Annotated in this window: 26 protein-coding genes and 1 riboswitch; of the genes, 15 read left to right on the plus strand and 11 right to left on the minus strand. The window is 71.9% G+C overall.

Going from position 1 to position 25730, the window contains the following annotated elements; translation table 11 throughout:
• The first annotated feature begins 93 nt into the window (after positions 1–93).
• Together ACFT4A_RS16335 and ACFT4A_RS16340 are read left to right on the plus strand one after the other, a co-directional pair.
• On the plus strand, positions 94–1302 hold the full coding sequence (locus tag ACFT4A_RS16335; protein WP_382830431.1) for a hypothetical protein: 1209 nt from the start codon (positions 94–96) through the stop codon (positions 1300–1302).
• A gap of 105 nt (positions 1303–1407) precedes the next feature.
• Positions 1408–1575 carry a hypothetical protein gene (locus ACFT4A_RS16340; RefSeq protein ID WP_215121810.1) on the plus strand — a complete coding sequence of 56 codons (168 nt, stop codon included), beginning with the start codon at positions 1408–1410 and terminating at the stop codon, positions 1573–1575.
• Between the two features lie 71 nt (positions 1576–1646).
• Here the strand turns inward: ACFT4A_RS16340 and ACFT4A_RS16345 are convergent, their stop codons facing one another.
• The 5 genes from ACFT4A_RS16345 to ACFT4A_RS16365 all read right to left on the minus strand — a co-directional run bounded on the left by ACFT4A_RS16345 (position 1647) and on the right by ACFT4A_RS16365 (position 7269).
• Complete coding sequence (locus ACFT4A_RS16345) at positions 1647–2588, minus strand: 3-oxoacyl-ACP reductase (protein WP_382830434.1); 942 nt, start codon at positions 2586–2588, stop codon at positions 1647–1649.
• An 11-nt stretch (positions 2589–2599) separates the two neighbouring features.
• Positions 2600–3676 carry a Zn-dependent alcohol dehydrogenase gene (locus ACFT4A_RS16350; protein ID WP_382830435.1) on the minus strand — a complete coding sequence of 359 codons (1077 nt, stop codon included), beginning with the start codon at positions 3674–3676 and terminating at the stop codon, positions 2600–2602.
• Positions 3677–3707: 31 nt separating this feature from the next.
• Complete coding sequence (locus tag ACFT4A_RS16355) at positions 3708–4565, minus strand: MaoC/PaaZ C-terminal domain-containing protein (RefSeq protein WP_382830437.1); 858 nt, start codon at positions 4563–4565, stop codon at positions 3708–3710.
• Between the two features lie 226 nt (positions 4566–4791).
• The gene (locus ACFT4A_RS16360; protein ID WP_382830440.1) at positions 4792–5574 is read right to left on the minus strand and encodes a class I SAM-dependent methyltransferase; all 783 of its coding nucleotides are present in this window, start codon (positions 5572–5574) and stop codon (positions 4792–4794) included.
• Positions 5575–5838: 264 nt separating this feature from the next.
• Positions 5839–7269 carry an MFS transporter gene (locus ACFT4A_RS16365; protein WP_382830442.1) on the minus strand — a complete coding sequence of 477 codons (1431 nt, stop codon included), beginning with the start codon at positions 7267–7269 and terminating at the stop codon, positions 5839–5841.
• A gap of 185 nt (positions 7270–7454) precedes the next feature.
• Between ACFT4A_RS16365 and ACFT4A_RS16370 the strand changes: the two genes are divergently transcribed.
• From ACFT4A_RS16370 to ACFT4A_RS16400, 7 genes are all read left to right on the plus strand, one after another.
• Positions 7455–9194: an MFS transporter gene (locus ACFT4A_RS16370; RefSeq protein ID WP_382830445.1), complete on the plus strand. Its 1740-nt coding sequence runs from the start codon at positions 7455–7457 to the stop codon at positions 9192–9194.
• Positions 9195–9295: 101 nt separating this feature from the next.
• Positions 9296–9949, plus strand: coding sequence for a class I SAM-dependent methyltransferase (locus ACFT4A_RS16375; RefSeq protein WP_382830447.1), 654 nt, complete (start codon positions 9296–9298; stop codon positions 9947–9949).
• Between the two features lie 127 nt (positions 9950–10076).
• The gene (locus ACFT4A_RS16380) at positions 10077–10364 is read left to right on the plus strand and encodes a hypothetical protein (protein WP_382830449.1); all 288 of its coding nucleotides are present in this window, start codon (positions 10077–10079) and stop codon (positions 10362–10364) included.
• A 63-nt stretch (positions 10365–10427) separates the two neighbouring features.
• Positions 10428–11390 carry an N-acetylmuramoyl-L-alanine amidase gene (locus ACFT4A_RS16385; RefSeq protein WP_382830452.1) on the plus strand — a complete coding sequence of 321 codons (963 nt, stop codon included), beginning with the start codon at positions 10428–10430 and terminating at the stop codon, positions 11388–11390.
• Between the two features lie 157 nt (positions 11391–11547).
• Positions 11548–12405: a hypothetical protein gene (locus tag ACFT4A_RS16390; protein WP_382830455.1), complete on the plus strand. Its 858-nt coding sequence runs from the start codon at positions 11548–11550 to the stop codon at positions 12403–12405.
• 97 nt (positions 12406–12502) lie between these two features.
• A complete protein-coding gene (locus ACFT4A_RS16395) occupies positions 12503–13513 on the plus strand; it encodes an LLM class F420-dependent oxidoreductase (protein ID WP_382830458.1) in 1011 nt (336 codons plus the stop codon).
• A 46-nt stretch (positions 13514–13559) separates the two neighbouring features.
• Positions 13560–13853: a hypothetical protein gene (locus ACFT4A_RS16400; protein WP_003989869.1), complete on the plus strand. Its 294-nt coding sequence runs from the start codon at positions 13560–13562 to the stop codon at positions 13851–13853.
• Positions 13854–13866: 13 nt separating this feature from the next.
• Here the strand turns inward: ACFT4A_RS16400 and ACFT4A_RS16405 are convergent, their stop codons facing one another.
• Genes ACFT4A_RS16405 through ACFT4A_RS16415 form a run of 3 tightly spaced genes read right to left on the minus strand, consistent with a single transcriptional unit; the run spans position 13867 to position 17161 of the window.
• Positions 13867–14937 carry a prenyltransferase gene (locus tag ACFT4A_RS16405; protein ID WP_382830461.1) on the minus strand — a complete coding sequence of 357 codons (1071 nt, stop codon included), beginning with the start codon at positions 14935–14937 and terminating at the stop codon, positions 13867–13869.
• The gene (locus tag ACFT4A_RS16410) at positions 14934–15683 is read right to left on the minus strand and encodes a class I SAM-dependent methyltransferase (RefSeq protein ID WP_382830463.1); all 750 of its coding nucleotides are present in this window, start codon (positions 15681–15683) and stop codon (positions 14934–14936) included. Before ACFT4A_RS16410 ends, ACFT4A_RS16405 begins: the two co-directional genes overlap by 4 nt.
• Positions 15677–17161 (minus strand): glycosyltransferase family 4 protein, encoded by a 1485-nt coding sequence (locus ACFT4A_RS16415; protein WP_382830466.1) that lies wholly within the window; start codon positions 17159–17161, stop codon positions 15677–15679. Before ACFT4A_RS16415 ends, ACFT4A_RS16410 begins: the two co-directional genes overlap by 7 nt.
• Positions 17162–17366: 205 nt before the next feature.
• Here ACFT4A_RS16415 and ACFT4A_RS16420 point away from each other — a divergent pair, with 205 nt between their 5' ends.
• The gene (locus ACFT4A_RS16420) at positions 17367–18017 is read left to right on the plus strand and encodes a TetR family transcriptional regulator (protein ID WP_382830468.1); all 651 of its coding nucleotides are present in this window, start codon (positions 17367–17369) and stop codon (positions 18015–18017) included.
• A 290-nt stretch (positions 18018–18307) separates the two neighbouring features.
• Here the strand turns inward: ACFT4A_RS16420 and ACFT4A_RS16425 are convergent, their stop codons facing one another.
• Complete coding sequence (locus ACFT4A_RS16425; protein WP_184592076.1) at positions 18308–18541, minus strand: ferredoxin; 234 nt, start codon at positions 18539–18541, stop codon at positions 18308–18310.
• A 2-nt stretch (positions 18542–18543) separates the two neighbouring features.
• Complete coding sequence (locus ACFT4A_RS16430; RefSeq protein ID WP_382830471.1) at positions 18544–19995, minus strand: aldehyde dehydrogenase; 1452 nt, start codon at positions 19993–19995, stop codon at positions 18544–18546.
• Between the two features lie 86 nt (positions 19996–20081).
• Here ACFT4A_RS16430 and ACFT4A_RS16435 point away from each other — a divergent pair, with 86 nt between their 5' ends.
• The 3 genes from ACFT4A_RS16435 to ACFT4A_RS16445 all read left to right on the plus strand — a co-directional run bounded on the left by ACFT4A_RS16435 (position 20082) and on the right by ACFT4A_RS16445 (position 22633).
• Complete coding sequence (locus ACFT4A_RS16435; RefSeq protein WP_382830473.1) at positions 20082–21134, plus strand: MBL fold metallo-hydrolase; 1053 nt, start codon at positions 20082–20084, stop codon at positions 21132–21134.
• A 42-nt stretch (positions 21135–21176) separates the two neighbouring features.
• Positions 21177–21632, plus strand: coding sequence for a nuclear transport factor 2 family protein (locus ACFT4A_RS16440; protein WP_382830475.1), 456 nt, complete (start codon positions 21177–21179; stop codon positions 21630–21632).
• 92 nt (positions 21633–21724) lie between these two features.
• Positions 21725–22633: a helix-turn-helix domain-containing protein gene (locus tag ACFT4A_RS16445; protein WP_382830476.1), complete on the plus strand. Its 909-nt coding sequence runs from the start codon at positions 21725–21727 to the stop codon at positions 22631–22633.
• 15 nt (positions 22634–22648) lie between these two features.
• Here the strand turns inward: ACFT4A_RS16445 and ACFT4A_RS16450 are convergent, their stop codons facing one another.
• Positions 22649–23464 (minus strand): SAM-dependent methyltransferase, encoded by an 816-nt coding sequence (locus tag ACFT4A_RS16450; protein ID WP_382830479.1) that lies wholly within the window; start codon positions 23462–23464, stop codon positions 22649–22651.
• 170 nt (positions 23465–23634) lie between these two features.
• A riboswitch (cobalamin riboswitch) is annotated at positions 23635–23774 on the plus strand.
• A gap of 112 nt (positions 23775–23886) precedes the next feature.
• Here ACFT4A_RS16450 and ACFT4A_RS16455 point away from each other — a divergent pair.
• Both ACFT4A_RS16455 and ACFT4A_RS16460 read left to right on the plus strand, forming a co-directional pair.
• Positions 23887–25095, plus strand: a complete 1209-nt coding sequence (locus ACFT4A_RS16455) for a prenyltransferase/squalene oxidase repeat-containing protein (protein ID WP_382830482.1) — start codon at positions 23887–23889, stop codon at positions 25093–25095.
• Positions 25092–25730: an SCO2322 family protein gene (locus ACFT4A_RS16460; RefSeq protein WP_382830484.1), complete on the plus strand. Its 639-nt coding sequence runs from the start codon at positions 25092–25094 to the stop codon at positions 25728–25730. Before ACFT4A_RS16455 ends, ACFT4A_RS16460 begins: the two co-directional genes overlap by 4 nt.

A 25730-nucleotide genomic window follows, 5' to 3' on the forward strand; every position in this document is an offset into this window, starting at 1 on the left:
GTTCCTGGAACACCCTTATGCGTGAAGCCGGTGCGTCCGGACCCCCCGCCTGTGCGTGCGAAAACTACGTTCGTCACTGGAGGTGACCGAACGATGACTGCCTGTGCGATCGAGCCTTCGGCGGGACACGAGGACGGGGAAAGGGCGGGGCCCGCGGGCTGCGCGCTCTCCGCGGACGGTGCCTACGCCGCGCGTCTTGCGTCGGCCGGCGACTCCTGGTTCCCGGAGCGCTGGACCCTGGACGGCCCCGAGCCGTACGCGGTGCCGCTGCCCCGCAACCAGCCGGAGGAGCCGGGCACCGAGGTGCAGCCGATGGCCGACGGGCGGGTCCTCATCCACCGTCTGGTGGCCGGACGGCACGCCTTCTCGCTGCTCTACCCGACCGGGCCCGGCACCGGCGAGCTGCCCCTGGGCGCGGTGGAGTGCCCGGACCTGGCCGCCCGGCTGCGGCTGCTGCCGCCCGCCCCCGGTGGCGAGCGGGCGTATGCCCTGGCGGTCGGCCGGCGCTCGACGGCGGTGTGGCTGGTGGCGGGCGGTCCCTTCGGGCCCGAGCAGCTGGCCGAGTTGCCGGGCCGCTGCTCGGGCGGGGTCTGGCTGGACCCGGCGGGGCGGCTGCTGGCCCTGGACCGGGAGACCGGCGGGCCCACCAAGACCGTCGTGGTGGATCTGGAGCGCGGCGGCGAGGTGTCGCCGCTGCTGCAGATCGCCGCCGAAAGCGACGACCGGCTGCTGCTCGCCGACCACGACAGCGGGCTGCTGATCGTCCGCTCGGACGCACCGTCGCCGGGCCAGGACCGGCTGGGCTGGGGCGTCCTGGGCAGCACCCTGCCGGTGCGCTTCCCGGAGTGCCTGCGGCTGCGGGACTGCGCGGTCACGCCGTTCGCGATCCAGCCGGGGCAGGTGCTGACACCGGAGAGCTGCGCGGTGGCGCTGCGCGTGGACGGACCGGCCGGCAGCTGGGTCGCCGTGTGGCGTCCGGCCGAGCGGCGGGTGCACCATCTCCCGGCGCCCGAGGGGTGGCTGGCGGGCACCGGCCTGTGGACGCCGGACGGGGTGCTGCGGCTGCCGTACGTGACGGAGGTCGTGCCGTGCGGCGTGGCGCAGGTGAGCCCGCCGGGGGCAGGGGTGTCGGTGCCCGAGCCGGGCCAGGAATCGGGGCAGGAGGCGGGGGCGCGGACAGCCGGCACGACCACCGCACCAGGACATCCCCCTGAACCGGGACCGGCGGCGGAAGCGGCTCCCCCGACCCCCTCCGCCCCCCGCCCGGTGCCGCTGCAGCAAGCGCCGTTGGGACGGATGTAACGAACTAGTGCCGGTTGGCGTGGCCGCCTGGATCCCGGGTGCGGGGTGCCGGTTAGACTCACCCGGCTGTAAGAAAGATCATGTTGACGGGGTGAATTCCATCCGATGAGCGACGCCGGCACGAACCAGCTGCACGCTGACGACGTCCAGGAGACCTCCGCCGGCCACGGCCGGCACCGTGGCGAGGTCTCCACGCACGACGGCGAGACGGCTCCGCGCGGTCGCCACCGCAAGCCGGTGGCGGAGACCGAGCAGACCGAGACAGCGGCCTGACGGAACGTCAGTTACACCGAACAGCGAACGGTCCCACCCCTTGTATGAAGGGCGGGGCCGTTCGGCGTTCCTCAGCCGCGTTTCAGTCCCAGCACCTCCGCCGCCGCGAAGGTCTCCCCCGCCGGCCGGTCCGCGTAGTACGACCCGAGGGCGGCCTCCAGTTCGTCGTACGTGAAGGTGTCCTGCTTGCTGTCGAACTTGGCGGCGACCCGGGGCCGTTCCACGACGGCGACCATCCCGCCGTGCACCACGAGGAGCTGCCCGTTCACCCGGGCGGCAGCGGGCGAGGCCAGATAGCCGACGAGCGGGGCGACGTGCTCGGGGGCGAGCGGGTCGAGGCCGTCGTCGGAGGCGCCCTCGACGCCCGCGAAGACGTCCTCGGTCATCCGGGTGCGGGCGCGGGGGCAGATCGCGTTGGCCGTCACGCCGTACTTGCCGAGGGCGAGGGCCGTGGAGGTGGTGAGGCCGACGATCCCGCCCTTGGCCGCCGCGTAGTTGGGCTGCCCGGCGGAACCGGCGAGGAACGCCTCCGAGGAGGTGTTCACGATCCGCCCGTACACCGGCTCCCCGGCCCGCTTGGACCGCTCCCGCCAGTGGGCGGCGGCGTACCGGGTGGTGTTGAAGTGCCCCTTGAGGTGCACCCGGAGCACGGCGTCCCACTCCTCCTCGGCCATCGAGAACACCATGCGGTCGCGCAGGATGCCCGCGTTGTTGACGAGGATGTCGAGCTTGCCGAACGCGGCGACGGCCGACTCGACCAGTTCGCCGGCCTGCCGGAAGTCGGAGACGTCACCGGTGTGCGCGACGGCGGACCCGCCGGCCGCCCGGATCTCGGCGGCGACCTCCTCGGCGGGCCCTGCGGAGGCCTCGCCGCTGCCGTCGCGGCCCGGCTGCCCGTAGTCGTTGACGACCACGGCGGCGCCGAGCCGGGCGAGTTCCAGCGCCTCGGCCCGGCCGAGCCCGCGGCCCGCGCCCGTGACGACGGCGGACAGTCCCTGGAGAGGCAGCGGCATGGTGTGCGTCCTCACATCTCGATGCACGTACGCAGGGCGGTCCCGGTCCGCATCTGGTCCAGGGCCTCGTTGACGTCGGCGAACGGGACCCGGTGGGTGATCAGGCCCGCCAGGTCGACCCGGCCGGCGCGCCACAGGGCTATGGTGCGTTCGTAGGAGCGCAGGACGTCTCCGCCGCCGTACATGGAGGGGAGTATGCGCTTCTCGTCGAAGAACAGCTCGAACATGTTGAGCTGGAGGAAGTCGTCCATGGCGCCCGCGCCGACCACGACGAGGGTGCCGCCGCGCCGGGTGGTGTCGTAGGCGGTCCGTGCCGTGGCCGACTTGCCGACGACCTCGAAGACGTAGTCGAAGCCCTCGCCGGCGGTGACCTGCTGTTTGGCGTCGGGCAGTTCGTCCGGGGAGACGGCCCGGGTGGCGCCGAACCTGAGCGCGCTCTCGCGGCGGGAGGCGATGGGGTCGACGGCGACGATCTCGGCGGCGCCCCGCAGCCGGGCGCCCTGGATCACGGAGATGCCGACGCCTCCGCAGCCGATGACCGCGACCGACGAACCGGCCTCCACGTCCGCGGTGTTGAGCGCGGCGCCCAGCCCGGTCGTCACGCCGCAGCCGATGAGGGCGGCGATGTCGAAGGGCACGTCGTCGGGTATCGGCACCGCGCAGCCGGCGTCGACGACGACCTCCTCGGTGAAGGTGCCGGTGCCGGCGAAACCGAAGACATCTCCGCCGGGGCGCTTGAAGTTGGGCGTGCCCGCGTTCATGAATCCGGCGAGGCACAGTTCGGTCTGGCCGCGTTTGCAGGCGGGACACGCGCCGCAGGCGGGCAGCCAGCACACGACGACCCGGTCACCGGCCTTCAAGTGGCCGACGCCCTCGCCGACTTCGAGGATCTCCCCCGCCCCCTCGTGCCCGGGCACGAACGGCGCGGGCTGCGGCAGCACCCCGCTCATCGCGGACAGGTCCGAGTGGCACAGCCCCGTGGCGCGCACCCTGATCCGCACCTTGCCGGGTCCGAACCCCACCGCCTCGACGTCGTCGAGGACCTCCAGTTTGTCCTGGCCGATCTCGTGCAGTACGGCTGCGCGCATGGTGCGGCTCCCCTCGTACGGCGTGCTGGACTCAGGTGTGTTCGACGATGGTGTCGGCGAGGACGGGCGCGTCGTCCCTCTCGGCGGCGCTGACGGCCACCTGGGTGGACTCGGGCTTGTGCCACATACGGATCCGCAGCGTCTCCCCCGGGTACACGACCCCGGCGAACCGGGTGGCGTAGGTGCGCACCCGGGTCACGTCCCCGTCGAGGAGTGTGTCGACGACGGCCTTGAGCGCGATGCCGTAGGTGCACAGCCCGTGCAGGATGGGCCGCTCGAACCCGGCGACCTTGGCGAACTCGGGGTCGGCGTGCAGGGGGTTCCAGTCGCCGGAGAGGCGGTAGAGGAGGGCCTGGTCCTCGCGGACGTGCCGCTCGACGACCCGGTCCGGCTCACCGGCGGGCGGGTCGAGCCGGGCGGAGGGGCCGCGGTCGCCGCCCCATCCGCCCTCGCCGCGGATGAAGATCTGGGCGTCGTTGGTCCACAACGGGCCGTCGGCGTCGCCGACTTCGGTACGCAGCACCAGGACGGCCGCCTTGCCCTTGTCGTACACGGCGGCGACCCGGTTGGTCGCGGTGGCGGTGCCCGCCGCCGGGAGGGGCCGGTGGAGGACGAGGCTCTGGCCGCCGTGCAGGACCCGGGCGAGGTCGACCTCGATGCCGGGCATGGACAGTCCGCCGGTCACCCCGGGCTTTCCGCCGCCCGCGACGGTGGCGAAGCTGGGCAGGACGTGCAGCCGGGACTCCAGGGTGTAGCGCAGCTCGTCGGGGTCGGTGGCGGGGGTGCCCGCGCCGATGCCGAGGTGGTAGAGCTGCACGTCCCTGTGGTCCCAGGTGATCTCGCCGGTCCGGGGTTCTGCGGCGAGCGCCTTGGCTGCGTCGATGGGCATGGGGCTCCTGATCGCCGTGGGAATGGCCTCGGCATCGCCGTGGAAGAGACCTCGGCACGGCCGTCCGCACCGTCGGCCGCACCGAGGCCGTCTGGGACCGAACTGGAACGCGTTCCAGTCCTGCGACCTCTGTATAGCCCAGGCCCGCGGAGTTGTGAAGCCTCCTGACGTCGTGTCAGATATCGCCGTCCTCGGCAGGACAGGCACCCGCCATCGCAGGGAGGCCCTACGCGAGGCCCGCGGCCAGGGCCGGCTGGGAGTCCCGCGCCCCCGCCCCGCGGAACAGCGCCGTCCACAGGAAACTCTCCCCGAAACGCCCCGACTCCTCCGGCTCGTCCCGCATGCGCCGCAGTTCGACCTCGGTGAGCCCCGAGAAGATCCCCCGCATCGACTCGGCCGTGTACGCGAGCCCGCCCCGCAGTCCGCCCGCCTCACGGTAGAAGTCCGCGTCGGACAGCTCCGACCCCATTCCCCCGGCGCCGGCGGCGAAGCACGTGAGGCCGAACATGCCCCCGGGAGCCAGGACCTTCTCCAGCAGGGCCAGATAGCTGATCCGCCGGTGCGGAGGCAGATGGTGGAAGCAGCCGGAGTCGTAGACGAGGTCGTACGGTCCGGTGAGTTCCGTACCGGCGAGTGCGAACGCGTCGCCGCAGTGGAACCGGACGCCCTCCACTCCCGCCTCCCGGGCCCGCTCCCCGGCCCAGTCGACGGCTGCCGGAGCCAGGTCGACCGCGTCGACCGCGAACCCTCGGGCCGCCAGATACAGCGCGTTGCGCCCCGGCCCGCACCCGAGGTCCAGCGCACGCCCGCCGCTGATCACCCCCTGTTCCACCCAACTCACCAGATTCTCGTCCGGCTTCGCCACGAAGAACGGCACCGGCCGGGAACGGTCGGCGTAGAACCCGTCCCACCAGTCGGCCCCCCGGCCCGTCCACCGATCGGCCTCGTGTGCGAACAGCCCGTCGAGCAGGGCGAGTACGTCGTCGACGGTGCGTATGTTCCGGTCCATCCGGACCCCCTTCCGCATCCGCCCATCGTACGCCGGGATCCACTAAAGCCCCAGGTCAGAGCAGGTTTCCGGGCATCGGTGAAACGCCGTCCACGGCCCTCGGCGCCACCGGGACACACCCCGCCGACGCACCACTTCACCCCCGGCCCGATACACCGGCGGCACGCCGTCCAGGGGCCTCGACGCCCCCGTCCCGGACCACGCGACCCGCGCCGATTTCCACGGCCGGGCGGGCGACAGGCGTCAGACGCCCGGAGGCCGGCCCTATCGCTGCCTCGGCGTCCTCGGCAGCCAGATCCACATCAGCAGGACGCCCGCGACCAGCACCCCGGTCCCCACCCGGAAGGCCAGCGCGTAGCCCTCCGTCAGGGCCTCCGGTGTCGCGCCGCCCGCCGTCCGGGCCGCCGCGAGGGTGGACAGGACGGCCAGACCCAGGGAACCGCCCATCGTGCGGGAGGTGTTGACGAGGCCCGAGACCAGGCCGGCCTCGCCGGGGGCCGCGCCGGAGGTGGCCAGGGAGGCGAGCGGGGTCGAGGCGAGGCCCGCGCCGAGCATCATGAGGACGCCGGGGACGAGGATCGCCGTCACGTAGGAGCCCTCGGCGGTCATCCGGGACTGCCAGGCGAAGCCGGCCACGGCGACGAGGGTGCCCAGCACCGCCACGGTGCGCGGCCCGGCCGCCCGCATCAGCCGGGGCGCGAGCTTGGAGCCGAGGACGACGGCCAGGGAGCTGGGGACCAGGGCCAGTCCGGCCTCCAGGGGCGTGTAGCCCAGGACGTTCTGCGCGTACAGGGTCATGAAGAACCACATGCAGAACATCGCGAAGCCGCACAGGAACATCGAGACGTTCGCCGACGCCACCGACCGCAGGCGCAGCAGCCCGAGCGGCATCAACGGGCTCGCGGTGCGAGCCTCGACCGCGAGGAACAGGGCGATCAGCACGAGCCCGGCGAGCAGCGGCAGCAGCGTGGCCGCCGCCGTCCAGCCCTCCGCCTCCGTCTGGGAGATGCCGTAGGCGAGCGTGCCCAGCCCGGTCGTCACGAGCAGCGCGCCCGGCAGGTCGAGCCGCCGCCGGTCCCCGGCCCGGCCCTCGACGAGGAACCAGGCGGCGGCGCAGAGCAGCGCGGCCCCCACGGGCACGTTGATCAGCAGCACCCACCGCCAGGACAGCGTCTCCACCAGGAGCCCGCCGGCCAGACCGCCCGCAGCGCCGCCACCGCCTCCGACCGCCGTCCAGGTCCCTATGGCCCGGGCCCGCGCCGGGCCCTCCGGCACCGAGGACGTGAGGATGGTCAGCGTCGAGGGCGCCAGCACCGCCGCGCCCAGCCCCTGCACGGCCCGTGCGACCAGCAACTGCCAGTCGTCCTGCGCCAGTCCGCCCGCCAGCGAGGCCAGGGTGAAGACACCGAGCCCGACGAGGAACATCCGCTTGCGGCCGTAGAGGTCTCCGGCCCGCCCGCCGAGGAGCATGAACCCGGCGAAGGCGATGGTGTAGGCGTTCACCACCCATTGCAGGCCCTGCTCGCTCAGCCCGAGCCCGGTCCGCATCGAGGGCAGGGCCACGTTGACGACGGAGACGTCCAGCACGACGAGGAACTGCCCGGCACAGGTGAGCGCCACCACAAGCCAGGTGGGCGGCGACGCGGCACGGCGAGGCGTTCGGGTCCTTTCGGCGGCTTCAAGCATGGGTGTCATGCTCTCAACCGCTTCATGCTCATGGCATCGGGATTTCGGCCTAGGGCTTGCGACCGCAGACCTAGGCCCCCGCCCCAAGAGATGGTCAAGAATTCGTTAGAGTGCCAAAGCAACGGAATAGTTGCCTACGCATACAAGTTCAGGCACCACGTAACCATGTAACCCCGCCCTGGAGGCCCCCCTCAATGACGCAGACGACGACAGAACGCCCCGCCGGCAGAGCGAGCGGGTCCGTGGTCCCGGTGCTCGCCTTCGCGGGCATCGTTGTCGCGGTGATGCAGACCCTGCTCGTCCCGGTGATCAAGGATCTGCCGCAACTGCTGGACACCGACCCCGGCAACGCGACCTGGGTCCTGACCTCGACCCTTCTCTCGGGTGCCGTGGCCACCCCGATCATGGGCCGCCTCGGCGACCTGTTCGGCAAGCGCCGCATGCTGATCCTCAGCCTCGCCGTCATGGTGGCCGGCGCGCTGCTCAGCGCCCTCACCAGCGATCTGCTGCTCATGATCACCGGCCGTACGCTCCAGGGCTTCGCGATGGGCGCCATCCCGCTCGGCATCGGCCTGATGCGCGACATGCTGCCCCGGGAACGCCTCGGCTCGGCGATGGCTCTGATGAGCTCCTCCATAGGCGTCGGCGGCGGCCTCGCCCTGCCCGCCGCCGCGCTGGTCGCCCAGCACGCCGACTGGCACGCCCTCTTCTACGGCGCCGCCGGCCTCGGTGTGCTCTCCATCGTCCTCACCCTCCTCGTCGTACCGGAGTCCCCGATGCGCGCCGAGGGCTCCTTCGACCTGCTGGGCGCGCTCGGCCTGTCCGCCGGTCTCGTACTGTTCCTGCTGCCGATCACCAAGGGCAGCGACTGGGGCTGGACCTCCGGCACCACGCTCGGCCTGTTCGGCGCCGCCGTCGTCGTGCTGCTCCTGTGGGGCGTGATGGAACTGCGCCTCAAGGCCCCCCTGGTGGACCTGCGCACCACGGCCCGCCCGGCCGTCCTCTTCACCAACCTCGCCTCGATCATGGTCGGCGTCTCCTTCTACGTCGTCTCCCTGGTCCTGCCGCAGCTGCTCCAGCTGCCGAAGTCCACGGGCTACGGCCTCGGCCAGTCGATGGTCGTCGCGGGTCTGCTCGTCGCCCCGCTCGGCCTGACGATGATGTTCACGGCGCCCGTCTACGCCCGGCTGTCCGCGAAGTACGGCCCCAAGGTCACCCTGATCCTCGGCCTGCTGATCATCGCGATCGGCTACGGCGCCGGCCTCGGCCTGATGAGCGCCGCCTGGCAGAGCCTGGTCATCTCGGTGCTGCTGGGCGCGGGCATCGGCCTGGCCTACTCCTCGCTGCCCGCGCTGATCGTGGGCGCGGTCCCGGCCTCCGAGACGGGGGCGGCCAACGGCCTCAACACCCTGATGCGGTCCATCGGCACGTCGGTGTCGAGCGCCGTGATCGGCATGGTGCTGGCCAACACCGCGAACCACGTCGGCGGGGTCGCGATCCCGACCATGCACGGCTTCCGGGTCTCCTTCCTGATCGCCACCGCCGCGGTCGCCGTGGGCCTGGTCCTGGCCCTCTTCCTGCCCGGCCGCCGCCCGGCCGCCCACCCGCAACTGCGGGCCAGCAGCGAAGAGGACGCCAACCTGGAGCACGCCGAAGCGGTCCTGCGCGGCTTCCGCGGCCGGGTCCTGGACGCCGACGGCGCCCCGGTCGCCCGTGCCAAGGTCACACTGATCGACCGCCGGGGCCGCCAGGCCGGCGCGACCCTCTCCGCCGAGGACGGCAGCTACGCGCTCACGGTCCCCGCCCAGGGCTCCTACGTCGTGGCCGCCCGCGCCCCGGGCCACGCCCCGCTCGCCTCGTCCGCGACCCACACGGGCGACGACCGCCCGGTCGACCTGGACCTGCCGCTGCCGGGCACGACGGTCCCCGCCTGACCGGCCCGCCGCTCCCCTACTCACCGGTACCCCCTGTCGCCCGTCGGCAGGGGGTACGGCAGCATGGCGCCCACAACCGTCGTACGACCGGAGGGAACCCCATGCCGCCCGCGGCCCCGAAGCCCGAGATCCTGGCCGCGTTCGAGGCGGCGAAGGGGTTCATGCCCGTGGACGAGGGGCTGGCCCTGTACGCGGCGGCGGTGGAGGCCGGGCGGCTGGGGCTGCCGCTGCTGGAGGTCGGGACGTACTGCGGCCGGTCCACGATCCTGCTCGCCGACGCGGCCCGGGAGGCCGGGGCCGTCGCGCTGACCGTCGACCACCACCGCGGCAGCGAGGAGCAGCAGCCGGGCTGGGAGTACCACGACCCCGAGACGGTCGACCCCGAGCTCGGTCTGATGGACACGCTGCCCACGTTCCGGCGCACCCTGCGCAAGGCGGGCCTGGAGGACCACGTGGTGGCCCTGGTCGGCCGCTCCCCGCAGATCGCCGGGTTCTGGCGCACGCCCCTGGCCCTGGTCTTCATCGACGGCGGCCACACCGACGAGCACGCCAACGCCGACTACGAGGGCTGGGCCCCGCACGTCGCCGACGGCGGCCTGCTCGTCATCCACGACGTCTTCCCGGACCCCCAGGACGAGTTCACCGGCCAGGCCCCGTACCGCGTCTACCTCCGCGCCCTCGCCTCCGGCGCGTTCACGGAGGTCTCGGCGACGGACTCCCTGCGCGTGCTGCGGCGCACGGGGCCGGGCAGCTGAGGGCGAGCGCGGCTCGACGGCCGCGCGGCCGGCCGGGTGAACCGGGCCCCCTCCGCCCTCTCCCGGTCGGCCCACGGGCGGCGTGGCGCGTCGGTGGGTGGCGGTCGCTGGCCAAGGATCCGGCCGCGTGGCACACACCTTCGCAGAGCTCGTGGAGAAGCAGCGCGCGGCGGACGCGGCGCACGCCCGTATGCGGAAACTGCGGGACGCCTACGGTCCGCCCACCCAGACCAAGTGGAGCGACCAGCAGACCACGACGTGGGAGACCGCCTGGCGCGCCTGGCGCGACCTCGCCCGTGACGTCCAGGCGGCGCTGACCGCGTACGCGAGGCAGGAGGACACACCCCGCCAGGAGATCGAGGCGGAGGTGAAGGAGGCGGTACGGCACGAGGACCCCGACGGAAACGGGAGCTAGTCACCACCCGCCCGGCCGTGCTCGGCCCGCGGACAGCCTGGGCAGGCCGCTAGGGTGAGGGACGTGTCGTACGTAGGCCCGGACTTCGAACCACCCCAGCCCCGCCGCTCCCGCCGCGGCCCCCTGACCGTCGCGCTCGCCGCGCTGGTGCCGGGGGCGCTGCTCGGCTGGCTGGTGTACGAGACCGTGGGCGGCTCGGGGGACGGAGACGGCTCGGGTCAGGCGACCGTACGGTCCTCCCCGCCGGCCGCGTCGAGCCCGCCCGCCGAGGACACCACCGACGACGCCACCGACGACGGCAAGAAGCCGGGTGCCGATCCCACGCCCACCGCGCCCTCGGCCTCCGCGTCCGGCCCCCTCAAGGGCAAGGTCGTCGTCATCGACCCCGGGCACAACCCGGAGAACTTCCAGCACCCGTCCGAGATCAACCGCAAGGTGAACATCGGGACGAACTGGAAGGAGTGCGACACCACGGGGACGTCCACCAACGACGGTTACACCGAGGCCAAGTTCACGCTGGACGTCGCGCACCGGATGCGCACGCTCCTCGAAGCGCAGGGCGCCACGGTGAAGCTGACACAGGACGGCGACCGGCCGTACGGCCCGTGCGTGGACGAGCGGGCCCGGATCGGCAACGAGGCGAAGGCCGACGCCGTGGTCTCGATCCACGCGGACGGCTCGGGCACCGGCAACCGCGGCTTCCACGTCATCCTGCCCGGCGCGGTCCACGCGGGCTCCGCCGACACCCGCGCGATCGTCGCCCCCTCCCGCGATCTCGGCGAGCGCGTCGCCGGCCGCTTCGTGGCCGTCACCGGCAGCGCGCCGTCCAACTACATCGGCGACGGCTCCGGTCTCGTCACGCGTAAGGACCTGGGCGGTCTCAATCTGTCAACGGTTCCGAAGGTGTTCATCGAGTGCGGCAACATGCGCGATAGCAAGGACGCGGCATCACTCACCAGTGGCGCGTGGAGGCAGAAAGCGGCGCAAGGGATCTCTGAGGGAATCGTGAGTTTCCTGCACGGGTAGTTCTCGACGGGCGGATCCCGGCGGACACCCTGACAGGGCGGACGATAGTGTCTCCCTACGATGAGGGGCCACCCCCGCGCTTCACACAGGGGCCTGACGGCGACATGGTGACAGCGACGCCTCTACCGACGATGAGACGACCTACGAAGGACCTGAAGTGAATATCCGCTCCCTCACTCGAGGCGATGGCGTGGTGCTCGGAGCAGCGGTGTTGCTCTTCATCGCGTCGTTCCTCGACCTGTACTCGTTCGACAATGTCCCCGACAGCGTCGACCTCCCGATGTTGTGGGGCAGCGGCCCGGTCGTGTTCAGCGTCGTGCTGGCCGGAGTCATCGGCGCCGCGCTGGTCGTCGTGGCCCGGGGCCTGCCGCAGGTCCCGAAGGTCGCCGGGCTCGACCTCGGCCAGTTCGGCGTCGCGTTCACGGTGTTCGCCGCGTGGAGCGCGCTCGGCAACATCGTCGACGTACCGGGTGGCTTCGACAACATCGGTGACAACGCGAGCGAAGGCGCCCCGAGCCCCGGCATCGGCCTGATCCTCGCCCTCGTCGCGACGCTGCTCATGGCCGCCGCCGCGATCGCCACCCCCCTCGTCCCGGCCCTCAAGGGCGCCCTCCTCCCGGCACCCCGCCCGGCCGCCCCGCAGCCCTACGGCGCTCAGCCCCCCGGTGGCTACGGCTACCCGGGCGCGCAGCAGCCCGGCGGCTACGGTCACCCGCAGCCCGGACAGCCGGGTCAGCCCGGGCAGCCGCAGCAGGCGCAGCCGTTCGGCGGGCAGCCCCAGCCGCAGCAGGCGCAGGCGCCGCAGGCTCCGGCCGGGGACTTCTCGCCGTTCTGGTTCGCGGTGCCGGTGCCGCGTCCGCTGTTCGCGGAGGACGGTTCGCCGACGCCGATCGCCGAACTCGCCCCGGGTACCTGGTATCTGGCCGTCGAGCAGCGCGGTCCGGCCCTGGTCGCGCAGACGCAGGACGGCCGCCGCGGTGTCCTCCAGGACACGTCGGGCATCCAGCGCGGCTGAGCCCACGCCTCCTTCACGGCCCCTCGCCCTTCCGGGCGGGGGGCCGTTGCCGTACAGTCGTCGCCCCAGTCGGCTGACGCACCGTCAGGAGGCAGGTATGCGGCTCGGTCTCGCACTCGGCTACTGGGGCCGCGGCCCCTCCCCCGACCACATACCGCTCGCGCGGGAGGCGGAGCGGCTGGGCTACGACTCCGTGTGGACGGCGGAGTCCTGGGGCTCGGACGCGTTCACTCCGCTCGCCTGGATCGCCGCCCACACCTCCACCATCAAGCTGGGCACGGCGGTTGCCCAGATGGCCGCCCGCCCGCCGACCACCACCGCCATGCAGGCGCTCACCCTCGACCATCTCTCCGGAGGCCGCATGATGCTGGGCCTCGGGCTGTCCGGCCCGCAGGTCGTCGAGGGCTGGTACGGCCGCCCGTTCCCGAAGTCCCCGCTCACCGCCACCCGCGAGTACGTCGACGTCGTACGGCAGGTGCTGCGTCGCGAGGCCCCCGTTGAACTGGCGGGAGGTTTCCACTCCCACCCCTACCGGGGTCAGGACGCCACGGGTCTGGGCAAGCCCCTCAAGCCGATCACGCATCCACTCCGCGCCGAGCTGCCGATCCTGCTCGGGGCGGAGGGGCCGAAGAACGTCGCCCAGACGGCCCGGATCGCCGACGGCTGGCTGCCGCTGTACTGGTCGCCGACCCGGCCGGAGGTGTACGGCCCGGCCCTGGCCGACCTGCCCGAAGGGTTCCTGGTGGCACCGATGGCGCAGGCCCGGGTCTGTGACGACGTCGCCGAGGGACTGCTGCCCGTCAAGATGATGCTCGGCTTCTACATCGGCGGCATGGGACACGCGGCCCGCAACTTCCACGCCGACCTGATGGCCCGCATGGGCTACGCGGAAGACGCCCGCCGCATCCAGGACTTGTTCCTCTCCGGCCGCCGGGACGAGGCCGTCCGCGCCGTCCCCGACGCCTTCGCCGACGAGATCTCCCTGGTGGGCCCGCGCGAACGGATCGCGGAGCGGCTGGAGTCGTGGCGCAAGGGGCCGGTGACGGACCTGCTGGTGCTCAGCCCGGACCGCCACACGCTGCGCGTTCTCGCCGAGTTGAACGCCTGAGCGAATCCCCGGGTTTCATCCAGAGTTCAAGGGCAACACGGATGTCATGTCCCCTCGATATCGCAACGGTGCGAATCAGGCCGGCACGATCGTCGCGGTCGTGGCCGACATCATGGCTCTCATCCTGGGTCTGTGGATCCTGATGTACCTGCTGGACGCCAACCAGGCGAACAGCTTCGTCCAGTTCATCCATGACGCGGCCCGCTGGCTCGCCGGCTGGTCCCACGACCTCTTCACGTTCGACGAAGCCTGGGCCCGTGTGGTCTGCGGCTACGGCTTGGCAGCGGTGGTCTACCTGTTCGTGGGCCACGCGATCGCCAACAGGGCCCATCGTCACTGACTCTCCTGAACCCCTAGACGCAGCAGTCCGAGTCCAGCCCTCCGGGCAACTCGTCCCCACCGAACACCTGGCACGTGGCCTCGTGTCCACCCAACGCGGCCACGGCCAGCAACAGCGACCCGGCCGTCCACGTGGTCAGCTCACGCGGCCAGATCGCCTCGTCCTCAAAGACATACCCCGTCCAGTACAGCCCGCTCTCCGGATCCCGCAGATGCTGGATCGACTGCAGCACCTCCAACGCCCGGTCGGACTCGCCCATCGCCCACAACGCGAGGGCGAGTTCGGCCGATTCCCCACCCGTCACCCACGGGTTGGGCACGACGCACCGCACCCCGAGCCCGGGCACCACGAACCGGTCCCAGTCCTCCTCGATACGGGCCTTGGCCTCGGCCCCGGTCAGCGCACCGCCGAGCACCGGGTAGTACCAGTCCATCGAGTACCGGTTCTTGTCGAGGAACCGCTCCGGATGCCGCCGTATCGCGTGCCGCAACGCACCGGCCGCCAACTCCCAGTCCGGCTGCGCCTCTTCCCGCTGCTCGGCGATGGCCAGCGCGCACCGCAGCGCGTGGTGGATCGAGGAGCTGCCCGTCAGCAGGGCGTCCGCCGTGTCCGTGCCGTCGTCGTCGCGCCGCCAGCCGATCTGTCCGCCCGGCTGCTGCAGGTGCAGCACGAACTCGATCGCGGCGTAGACCGCCGGCCACATCCGCTCCAGGAACGTGTCGTCGCCGGTGGAGAGGTAGTGGTGCCAGACGCCCACGGCGATGTAGGCGACGAAGTTGGTCTCCCGGCCCCGGTCGGTGACGTCGCCGGACTCCCCGTCGGCGTAGGCCGCGTACCAGGAGCCGTCCTCGTTCTGGTGCCGGGCCAGCCACAGGTAGGCCCGCTCGGCGGCCTCGTGCTCGCCTGCCGTGTCGAGGGCCATGGCCGCCTCGACGTGGTCCCACGGGTCGAGGTGGTGCCCCCGGAACCAGGGGATCGCACCGTCCTCGCGCTGCACGGCGAGGATGCCGGCGACGGTCGCGGCGGCCTGCCCTGCGGTGAGGACCCCGGGCAGGACCAGATGTTCCGTCCGGGGAGTGGTCACTGGGCGTCCGCCCCGGTGCCGGAGAGACGCGGCAGGTGCGGCTTGGTCGCGTACGCCACGAAGCTCTTGCCGATCAGCGGGTTCAGCGCCTGCTCGGCGACCCGGGTGGCCAGCGGCTTCTTCATGATGTCCCAGACGAGGAGCTTGTGGTACGCCCGCACCGGCAGCGCCTTGTCGTTGTCGACGCCGAACGCGCACTTCAGCCACCAGTAGGGCGAGTGCAGCGCGTGGGCGTGGTGGGTGCCGTAGGGCTTGAGGCCGGCCTCGCGGATGCGCGCCAGGAGTTCGTCGGCCTTGTAGATGCGGATGTGGCCGCCCTCGACCTCGTGGTAGGCGTCGGAGAGGGTCCAGCAGACCTTCTCGGGGCCGTAGCGCGGGACCGTGATGGCTATGCGGCCGCCGGGCTTGAGGACGCGCACCATCTCCGCGAGGACGCCCTTGTCGTCCGGGATGTGCTCCATCACCTCGGAGATGATGACGACGTCGAAGGACTCGTCGGGGAACGGCAGTGCCAGGGCGTCGCCCTCCATGGCCGTGGCGGTGGCGCCGTCGGGGGCCTCGCCGGCCTCCTTCATCGCCGCGAACCACTTGGCGACCTCGCGGATCTCCTCGGCGTTCTGGTCCAGGGCCACGACCTGCGCGCCACGCCGGTAACACTCGAACGCGTGCCGGCCGGCACCACAGCCCAGGTCCAGGACGCGGTCGCCCGGCGCGAGCGGGAACCGGGAGAAGTCGACGGTCAGCACGTGGCCCTGCTTTCGGAGTTGACGCCTTCTACATCTGTGGGGGCTGCGGATGCGGGGGCCGCGGGCACAGCACCCGTGACAGCCTCGGGCTCGGCACTCGTGACAGCCGCGGGCTCGGCACCCGACGGGACTTCGGAACGGCCGCCGCCCGCCGCGGAGCGGCCCGCTCCGACGCCCTCGGATCTGGCGATCGCCTCGCGGTACCTGGCCACCGTGCCTTCCGCCGCCCTGGCCCACGTGAAGTGCCGTAGTACTCGTTCCCGACCGGCCGCTCCGAGCCGCGCACGCAACTCCGCGTCGCCCAGCAGCCGGCCCAGACCGGCGGCCAGCGCGCCCGCGTCCCCCGGGGGCACCGCCAGGCAGGTCTCCCCGTCGCGGCCCGCGACCTCGGGTATGGCGCCGCCGGTCGTGGCGAGCAGGGGCGTGCCCGTCGCCATGGCCTCGGCGGCCGGCAGCGAGAAGCCCTCGTAGAGCGAGGGCACGCACGCGACCTGCGCCGAGCGCACCAGGTCGACGAGTTCCGCGTCGGAGATGCCCTTGACGAACTCGACGGCGCCGGCGAGGTCGTACCGCTCCATCGCCTGGGCGACGGGCCCCTCCGTGGGCCGTTTGCCGACGACGACGAGGTGCGCGCCGGGGTGTTCCGTGCGCACCTTGGCGAGCGCCTCGACGAGATGGACCAGGCCCTTCAGCGGCACGTCCGCGCTGGACGTCGTCACGATCCGGCCCGGCACCACGGGCACCGAGGGATCCGGCGAGAACAGGTCGGTGTCGGCGCCGATGTGGACCACGTGGATCCGGTCCTGGCGTACACCGAGGTGGTCGACGATCTCCTGGCGGGACGTGCCGGAGACGGTGAGCACGGACGGGAGCCGGCGGGCGACACGCTTCTGCATGCGGGTGAAGGCGTACCAGCGGCGCACCGACAGACGCCGCTTCCAGCCGTCCGCCGCGTCCAGCTCCAACTGCCGGTCGACGGTGATGGGGTGGTGAATCGTGGTCACCAGGGGCGCGCCCACGTCTCCCAGCAGTCCGTACCCGAGCGTCTGGTTGTCGTGGACGACGTCGAACTCGCCCCGGCGGGCCAGCAGATGGCGGCGGGCGCGCAGCGAGAACGTCAGGGGCTCGGGGAAGCCACCGGTCCACATGGTCGCCACTTCGAGCGCGTCGATCCAGTCGCGGTACTCGTCGCGCTTGGGGGTGCGGAAAGGATCCGGCTGGCGGTAGAGGTCGAGGCTGGGCAGCTCGGTGAGGCTCTGGCCGTCGTGGCCCTCGTCGAGGACGGGGTAGGGCTGGGCACCGATGACCTCGACGCGGTGGCCGAGGCGGGACAACTCGCGCGAGAGGTGCCGGACGTAGACGCCCTGGCCTCCGCAGAACGGGTTCCCTTTATAGGTGAGGAGCGCGATGTGGAGCGGTCGCAAGCCGTCGGCGGCGGGGTCCTCCGAGGGCCCGGCCTCCCTGGCCTCAGCGGTCACTCTGGCCCCCTTCTCCCTGCACTATCCCGCGAGATTACGCCGGGACGCTAATCTAGAACAAGTTTCAGACTTGATCGTTCGGAGGCACTGAATCTACCGGCAGGTAGCGGCGCTGTGAGCAGTGGATCAGGTGATTCACGCCACGGCCGAGCCGTGCCATGCTGTGTGATCACTCGCCCTCACGGACCGTCACGGAACGGGACCCATGCCCGCGGAAGCCAAGGTGAACACAGTGGCCAAGGTGGAAGCCAGAGCCGCAGCCCCCGCCTCCCCTCCCCTCACGGAGCGACAGGAGGCCCGCCGTCGCCGCATCCTGCACGCGAGCGCGCAACTGGCCAGCCGGGGCGGTTTCGACGCCGTGCAGATGCGCGAGGTCGCCGAGTCGTCCCAGGTGGCGCTCGGCACCCTGTACCGCTACTTCCCTTCCAAGATCCATCTGCTGGTCGCCACGATGCAGGACCAGTTGGAGCACATGCACGGGACACTGCGGAAGAAGCCCCCGCAGGGCGATTCGGCGGCCGAGCGGGTCGCGGAGACGCTGATGCGGGCCTTCCGCGCCCTGCAGCGCGAACCGCATCTGGCCGACGCAATGGTCCGCGCCCTCACCTTCGCGGACCGCAGTGTGAGCCCGGAGGTCGACCAGGTCTCGCGGCAGACGACGGCGATCATCCTGGACGCGATGGGTCTGGACGACCCGACCCCGGAGCAGCTCTCCGCGGTCCGGGTCATCGAGCACACCTGGCACTCGGCGCTGATCACCTGGCTGTCGGGCCGCGCCTCGATCGCCCAGGTGCGGATCGACATCGAGACGGTGTGCCGGCTGATCGCCCTGACGGCCCCGGACACGCAGAACTGACCTGGTCGCACGGAAGAGACCTACGAGACGGGTTCCCTTCGCCGGCATGGTCCGGATCAGGTGCTGGGGGTCGCCTTCCGGTCGCCCGGCCTCTCGGCCTTGCTTCCTTCCAGCCTCTCAGCCCTACCGTCGCAGTCGGCACCGGCGGACCCAAAACCTCTGGCTTCCTGCCACCGTCGGCTACTCCGGTCGGACTCCCTCACTCGCCTCGTAGGCCGACTTCCAGAATAGAACACTCACCCGGGAATGAACCCCCCGGAACCATTATTTTTCGGGCGCTCTTCGGGAAGCTATTCCTCCGGCGGGAACACCGCCTCACCACCGCCCCCCAGCGTGATCACGATCGCCTCCACCGGACAGCTCTCCGCCGCCTCCAGCACCCGCTCGTTCGCGTCCGTGTCCGGGGCGACCGGATGGGACTGGCGGGCCGGGTCGAGGCGGAAGCCGTCCGGGGCGTGGTGGACGCACTGGGCACTGCCGATGCACAGGGAGCGGTCGACCTCGACGTGCCAGCGGTCGCCCATCTCTACGCTTCCGCCGGGAGGTGGATCATCTTGTGCTCCAGGTACTCCCCGTATCCCTCGGGCCCGAACTCCCGCCCCAGGCCCGAGTTCTTGTAGCCGCCGAAGGGGCCCAGCATGTCCAGGCTGAAGGTGTTGACCGAGTACGTGCCCGTGCGGACCTGCCGGGCGATGTCGATGCCGCGCTCGACGTCCGCGGTCCAGACGCTGCCGCTCAGTCCGTAGTCGGAGTCGTTGGCGATCTTCACGGCGTCGGACTCGTCGTCGTAGGGCAGCAGACAGATGACCGGGCCGAAGATCTCCTCGCGGGCGATGCGCATGGAGTTGTCGACGTCTCCGAAGAGGGTCGGTTCGACGTACCAGCCGCGGTCCAGGCCGGCCGGGCGGCCGCCGCCGGTGAGGATCTTCGCGCCCTCCTCCTGCCCGACGCGGATGTAGTCGAGGTTGCGCTGCTGCTGCCGCTTCGCCACGAGCGGGCCCACCTGGGTGGCGGGGTCGAGCGGATCGCCGACCACGAGCGCGCCGGCCGCCGCGGCGAGGGCGTCGGCGAACTCGTCGTAGCGGGAGCGCGGGAGCAGGATGCGGGTCTGGGCGACGCAGGCCTGGCCGTTGTTCATCCAGGCCGCGGGGGCGATGCCGGCGACGGCCGTCTCGACGTCCGCGTCGGGCAGGACGACGGCCGCCGACTTGCCGCCCAGTTCGAGCGTCACCCGGGTGAGGTTGCGCGCCGCCACCTCCATGACACGCTTCCCGGCCGCGACCGACCCGGTGAAGGACACCTTGTCGATGCCGGGGTGCCCGACCAGGTACTCGCTCACCTCCCGGTCGGCGGGCAGGATCGACAGCACGCCCTCGGGCAGCCCGGCCTCGCGGGCGATCTCGCCGAGCAGATACGCGTCCAGCGGCGACTCGGGCGAGGGCTTGAGGACGGCCGTGCAGCCGGTGAGCAGCGCGGGGGCGAGCTTGGCGGCGGCGACGAACTGCGGGACGTTCCAGGGGGCGACGGCCGCGACGACCCCGACGGGCTCGCGCCGCACGAGGATGCGGCCGAGCACACCGTCCCGGCGCTCCTCGTAGGTGAAGTTCCGCGCGACGGTGATCGCCGAGTCCCAGACCATCACCGCGCCGAAGGCCTGGGCGAGGACGCTCCAGGAGTACGGCGAGCCGTTCTGGCCGGAGATCACGCGGGCGATCTCCTCGTGCCGGGCGACGATCCCGTCCTTGATCCGGCTCACGACCTCGATCCGCTCGTCGAGGCTCATGCGCGGCCAGGGCCCCTGGTCGAAGGCCCGCCGCGCGACCCCCACGGCCCGGTCCACATCCGCGGTCGAGGCGTGCGGGACGCGTCCGATGACCTCTTCCGTGTGCGGCGAGATCACCTCGATGACGTCCTGGCCCAGGGGATCGGTCAACTCCCCGCCGATGAACAGCTGTCCGTGCTCCACGAATCCGGTCATGGCCGACTGCCTTCATATCTGACGGTGTTTCAGAAACTGATACCAGTTCTCGTTATAGTGGGCAATGGCCGTGGGACGGAGGGCAGATGACAAGCAGCCAGGACCGCGAACCCGCACCAGCGGTGTACGACCACGGCGGAGGCGTCCGGTCCCTGCGGGTCCCGATCCCGGACAACCCCCTCGGCCACACCCTCGTGTACGTCGTCGACACCGACCGGGGCCCGGTCCTCATCGACACCGGCTGGGACGACTCGGAGTCCTGGGACACCCTCGCGGCCGGCCTCACGGCGTGCGGCACCTCGGCGGGCGAGATCCACGGCGTGGTCATCACCCACCACCACCCGGACCACCACGGCCTCTCCGGCCGGGTCCGCGAGGCGTCGGGTGCCTGGATCGCGATGCACGCGGCGGACACCGCGGTCGTACGACGGACCCGGGACGCCCGTCCCGAGCGCTGGTTCTCGTACATGACGGCCAAGCTCACCGCCGCCGGAGCGCCCGAGGAGCACATCGCCCCGCTGCGCACACCCCGGCCCCGCGCCCTGCCCGGCCTCTCCCCCGCCCTGCCCGACCGCGACATCGTCCCGGGCGAACTCCTGGACCTCGCCGGCCGCCGCCTGCGGGCGATCTGGACCCCGGGCCACACGCCCGGCCATGTCTGCCTCCACCTGGAGGAGGACCACCCGACCCAACTGCCCGGCCATGGACGCCTGTTCTCCGGCGACCACCTGCTGCCCGGGATCACCCCGCACATCGGCCTCTACGAGGATCCCGACGACGCCACGGTCACCGACCCCCTCGGCGACTACCTCGACAGCCTCGAACGCGTCGGCCGCCTGGCCCCCGCCGAGGTACTCCCGGCCCACCAGCACCCGTTCCCCGACGCAACCGCCCGCGTACACGAACTGCTCCACCACCACGAGGCCCGCCTCACCGCCCTGCAAGCCCTCCTCGCCGAGCCCCTCACGCCCTGGCAGCTCGCCGAACGCATGGAGTGGAACCGCCCCTGGGAGCAGATCCCGTACGGCTCCCGGAACATCGCGGTCTCGGAGGCGGAGGCCCATCTGCGCCGCCTGGTGAAGCTGGGCCGGGCGGAGGCGGTACCGGGGAGCGAGCCGGTGAGGTACGTGGCGGTGTAGGCGCCCGCAAGACCGTCCGGGCCGGATGCTAGAACCAACTCCATGGACTCCATCGAGCACCTCCTCGCCGAGCGCGCCTGCGAGCGTCTGATCCTCGACTTCGTCCACCGGCTCGACCTGGGCGACCCCTCGTCCGTCGCCGAGCTGTTCACCGAGGAGGGTGTCTGGCAGTGGCCGCACGACGGGCGGCTGGTCAGGGGCCGCGACGCCATTCGCACCTACTTCGGCTCCCGCCCCGCCGACCGGCTCTCCCGCCGCATGATGTCCAACGTCCTGGTCACGGTGGAGGCCCCGGACACCGCCAGCGCGGTCTCGTACTTCACGACGTACCGCGTCGACGGCTACGACGGCGGCATCGTCCCTCCCGGGCCTCCGGTCCAGGTCGGGCACTACGAGGACGTCTTCCACCGGGCCGACGGCACCTGGCTGCTCGCCTCCCGGACTCTTCACCTGCCCTTCGGCGGTCCCACTCCGCGGCCGAACTCGCCTTCGGCATAAGCCGGATGGCCTGAGGGCAGGGCCTCTAGGATGAACGAGCCGCGGCGCCCCCACGCGCGCGGCGTTGCGCACCACCGCAAGGAGACATGCCCATGGGCACCGAAGAGGCCGCTCGTACATCGCCCTTCAGCGGAGTCCTGGACGGGAGATCGGCCGGGCCCATGGTGCCTCGGCTCGCGCTGGGCGCCCGGCTGCGCAGGCTGCGGGACGCGCAAGGCATCGGCAGGGCGGAGGCGGGCGAGGTCATCCGCGCCTCCCCCTCCAAGATCAGCCGCATGGAGGCCGGGCGCCACGGGTTCAAGCTGCGGGACGTCTCCGACCTGCTCACGTTCTACGGCGTCACGGACGAGGCCGAGCGCGCCACGCTGCTGGCGCTGGCCGAACAGGCCAACACCCACGCCTGGTGGCAGTACTACAGCGACGTGGTGCCCTCCTGGACGCAGAGCTACCTCGGGGCCGAGCAGGCGGCGAGCGTCATCCGCTGCTACCAGATACAGCGCGTTCCCGAGCTGCTCCAGACCCCCGACTACGCGCGTGCCGCCGTCCGGCTCGTCCACCCTGACGCCGGCGCGCGCGAAACCGACCGCCGGGTGGCGCTCCGGATGACCCGGCAGCGGATCCTGCACCGGCAGCCGGGCACGGCCCAGCTCTGGGTGGTGATCGACGAGGCGGCGCTGCGGCGCCCGGTGGGCGGGCCGGCCGTGATGCGCGCCCAGCTCAGACATCTCATCGAGATCTGCCGGCTGCCGCAGGTCACCGTCCAGATCCTGCCGTTCCGCTCCGGCGGGCATGCCGCGGAGGGCGGTCCGGTCACCATCCTGCGGCTGCCCGGCGGCCAGTTGCCCGACATGGTCTACCTCGAGCAGCTCACCACCGCGCTCTATCCCGACCGGCCGGCCGACATCGAGCGCTACTGGGATGCCATGAACCGGCTGGTGGTCGAAGCCGAGTCACCGGACGAGACTCCGACCATCCTGCACCGGATACTTCAGGAGACCTGAGCACCCTCGGGGAGTTCAGCGCTTGAGGGCGACACCGCCGTACTGGTGCACCTCCGCCGGCAGGCCCAGGGCCTCGGCGTCGGGACGCCAGCGCGAGCAGGACGTGACGCCCGGCTCCAGCAGCTCCAGACCGTCGAAGTAGCGGGCGATCTGCTCGGGGCTGCGCAGGATGTACGGGATCGAGCCGCCGTCGTTGTACTGCCCGATGGCCCGGAGGTAGTCCTCGCTGGTGTCGGTGGAGTCGTACTGCACCAGATAGCTGCCGGAGGGCAGCGCGTCCACCAGCTGCCGCACGATCTCGCGGGCCTCGTCGTGGTCCTCGATATGGCCGAGGATGCCCATCAGCATGAGTGCGACGGGCTGGTCGAAGTCCAGGGTCTTCCCGGCTTCCCGGACGATCGTGCTCGGCTTGCGCAGGTCGGCGTCGACGTAGTTGGTGACGCCTTCCGGTGTGCTGGTGAGCAGCGCGCGGGCGTGGGCCAGCACCAGGGGGTCGTTGTCGACGTAGACGATCCGGCTCTCCGGGGCCACCCGCTGGGCGATCTGGTGGGTGTTGTCCACGTTGGGCAGCCCGGTGCCGATGTCCAGGAACTGGCGGATGCCCTCTTCGGCGGCGAGATGGCGTACGGCGCGGGCGAGGAAGTAGCGGGCGGCGCGGGCCCCGGTCTCGATCCCGGGGAAGATCTCGCGGAACGCGTCACCGGCCACACGGTCGACTTCGTAGTTGTCCTTCCCGCCCAGCCAGTAGTTCCAGATCCGGGCCGAGTGCGGAACCGAGGTATCGATCTTGGAGAGCGGCTCCTGCTCGGAGTTCTCCACCTGATCAGTCATGGACGCTCCTGCGTGTGGTCGTGGAGCTTCACGTTAACCCGTTTTGCCTCACGGACAGGATCAACTCCTCAGCGTGGTGCAGCAGTTCGACCTCACGGCGGCTCACGGTCGGATTGCCGGCCCGACGCCGCAGGGCTTTCGGCCGGACGAGACTCAGCAAGGTACTCTCGGCCGTTTTGCTACTTCCGGGTACAGTAGGCGGGTCGTCATCACCCGTACAGGGAGAAGCCGGTGCAATTCCGGCGCTGACCCGCAACCGTGGACCGCCCTGCCAGGCGGAAGCCGGATCGCCCCGTACGGATCGTGACCGGCTCATGTGCCCGGCGCCTGCCGGTGCACGGCACCGTCGAGGTATACGGAGCCGAGCCGCCGGGGTGTCCCGTGCTGCCCGGCTCCCTCACAGGGAGAGGCACCCGCCGATCATGAACGTCCGCCGCAGCGCCGCCGTCCTGGCCGCCGCCACCGTGATCGGCGCGGCCACGCCGGCCGCCGCCGCACCGTCACCGACTCCGTCCCAGGCGTTCCCCTCCGCCCTGTACGGCGACAAGGACCCCAAGTTCGACGGCGTCTGGCGCCAGTCGCTCGCCCTTCTCGCCCAGGACACGGTGGGTGAGAAGCCCGCCGCCAAGTCCATCACGTGGCTGGTCGGGCAGCAGTGCGCGGACGGCGGGTTCGCCGCGTACCGTCCCGACCCCGCCGCCGCGTGCGACGCCAAGACCATGCTCGACACCAACGCCACGTCCGCCGCCGTCCAGGCCCTCGCCGCGCTCGGCGGACAGGACGCCGTCACCGACAAGGCCGTCGGCTGGCTGAAGTCCGTACAGAACAAGGACGGCGGCTGGGGCTACGCGCCCGGCGGCGCCAGCGACACCAACTCCACGTCCGTCGTCATCGGCGCGCTCGCCGCCGCCGGTGAGAAGCCGGACCAGGTCGAGAAGGGCGGCAAGTCACCCGACGACGCCCTGCTGAAGCTCGCCCTCCCCTGCGGCGGGGACGACGACGGCGCCTTCGCGTTCCAGCCCGACAAGAAGGGCAAGCTGGCCGCCAACGCGGACGCCACGGCGGCCGGTGTCCTCGGCGCCCTGGGCAAGGGCATGGTCGTGGAGGAGGGCAAGAAGTCCGACGCCACGTGCGCGGACCCCTCCACGCCGCAGCAGGCCGCCGACAACGGCGCCGCGTACCTCACGCAGACCCTCGCCAAGGACGACAACCACCTCACCTCCGCCCTCGCCGGCGCGGACCCCCAGCCCGACCACGGCAACACCGCCGACGCGGTCGTGGCACTCGCCGCCCAGGGCGAGACCGCGCAGGCCGAGAAGTCCGTGCGGTGGCTGGAGAAGAACTCCGCCTCCTGGGCCGAGCAGGGCGGCCCCGCCGCCTACGCCCAGCTGATCTTCGCCGCCCACGCGACGGGCGCGAACCCGCGTGACTTCGGCGGCACGGACCTGGTGAAGCAGCTCAACACGACGGGCCCGGCCCCGCAGGCCCCCGAACAGCCCTCGGCGACCGACGAGAAGGACGACTCGGGGTCGGGCTTCTTCGGCGTCTGGTGGTACGTCGGGGTCTGCCTCGTCGCCGGTATCGGCATCGGCTTCCTCTTCACCGGCCGTAAGAAGAGGCAGCAGTCGTGATCCGCCGGGCCGCTCTCCTCCTCCTGGCCTCGCTCCTGCTGATCGCGGGCGCGGGCCAGGCCCAGGCCGCCGGCTACCGGTACTGGTCGTTCTGGGACCGCGAAGGCGACCGTTGGGTCTACGCCACCCAGGGCCCGTCCATGGCCCGCCCCTCGGACGGCGACGTCCAGGGCTTCCGCTTCGCGGTGAGCGAGGACTCCTCCGAGGCGGCCCGGCCGCGCGGCACGGCCGACTTCGAGACCATCTGCGCGAAGACACCCGCGCAGGACGGCAAGAAGCGCGTGGCGCTCGTCATCGACCCCGGCACGAAGACGGACGCCCCCCAGGGCGAGACCCCGCCCCCCGCCCGGACGGCCTGCGCCCGGGTCTCCCCCGACGCGACCACGGCAGAGGCCCTCGCGAGTGTCGCCAAGCCCCTGCGCTACGACACGAACGCCCTGCTGTGCGCGATCTCGGGCTACCCGGAGAAGGGCTGCGGCGAGCAGGTGGCGAGCTCCCGGGAGTCGACACCGGCGGCGAAGAAGGACACGTCCGACGACGACGGCCCGTCCCTGGGCCTGCTGGCGGGCATCGCCGTGGTGACGGCACTGGGGGCGGCGGCGATCTGGCAGGTACGGCGGCGTGACCAGGCTTAG

The organism is Streptomyces sp. NPDC057099 (assembly GCF_042671245.1).
In the GTDB taxonomy this organism is placed as follows: domain Bacteria; phylum Actinomycetota; class Actinomycetes; order Streptomycetales; family Streptomycetaceae; genus Streptomyces; species Streptomyces purpurascens.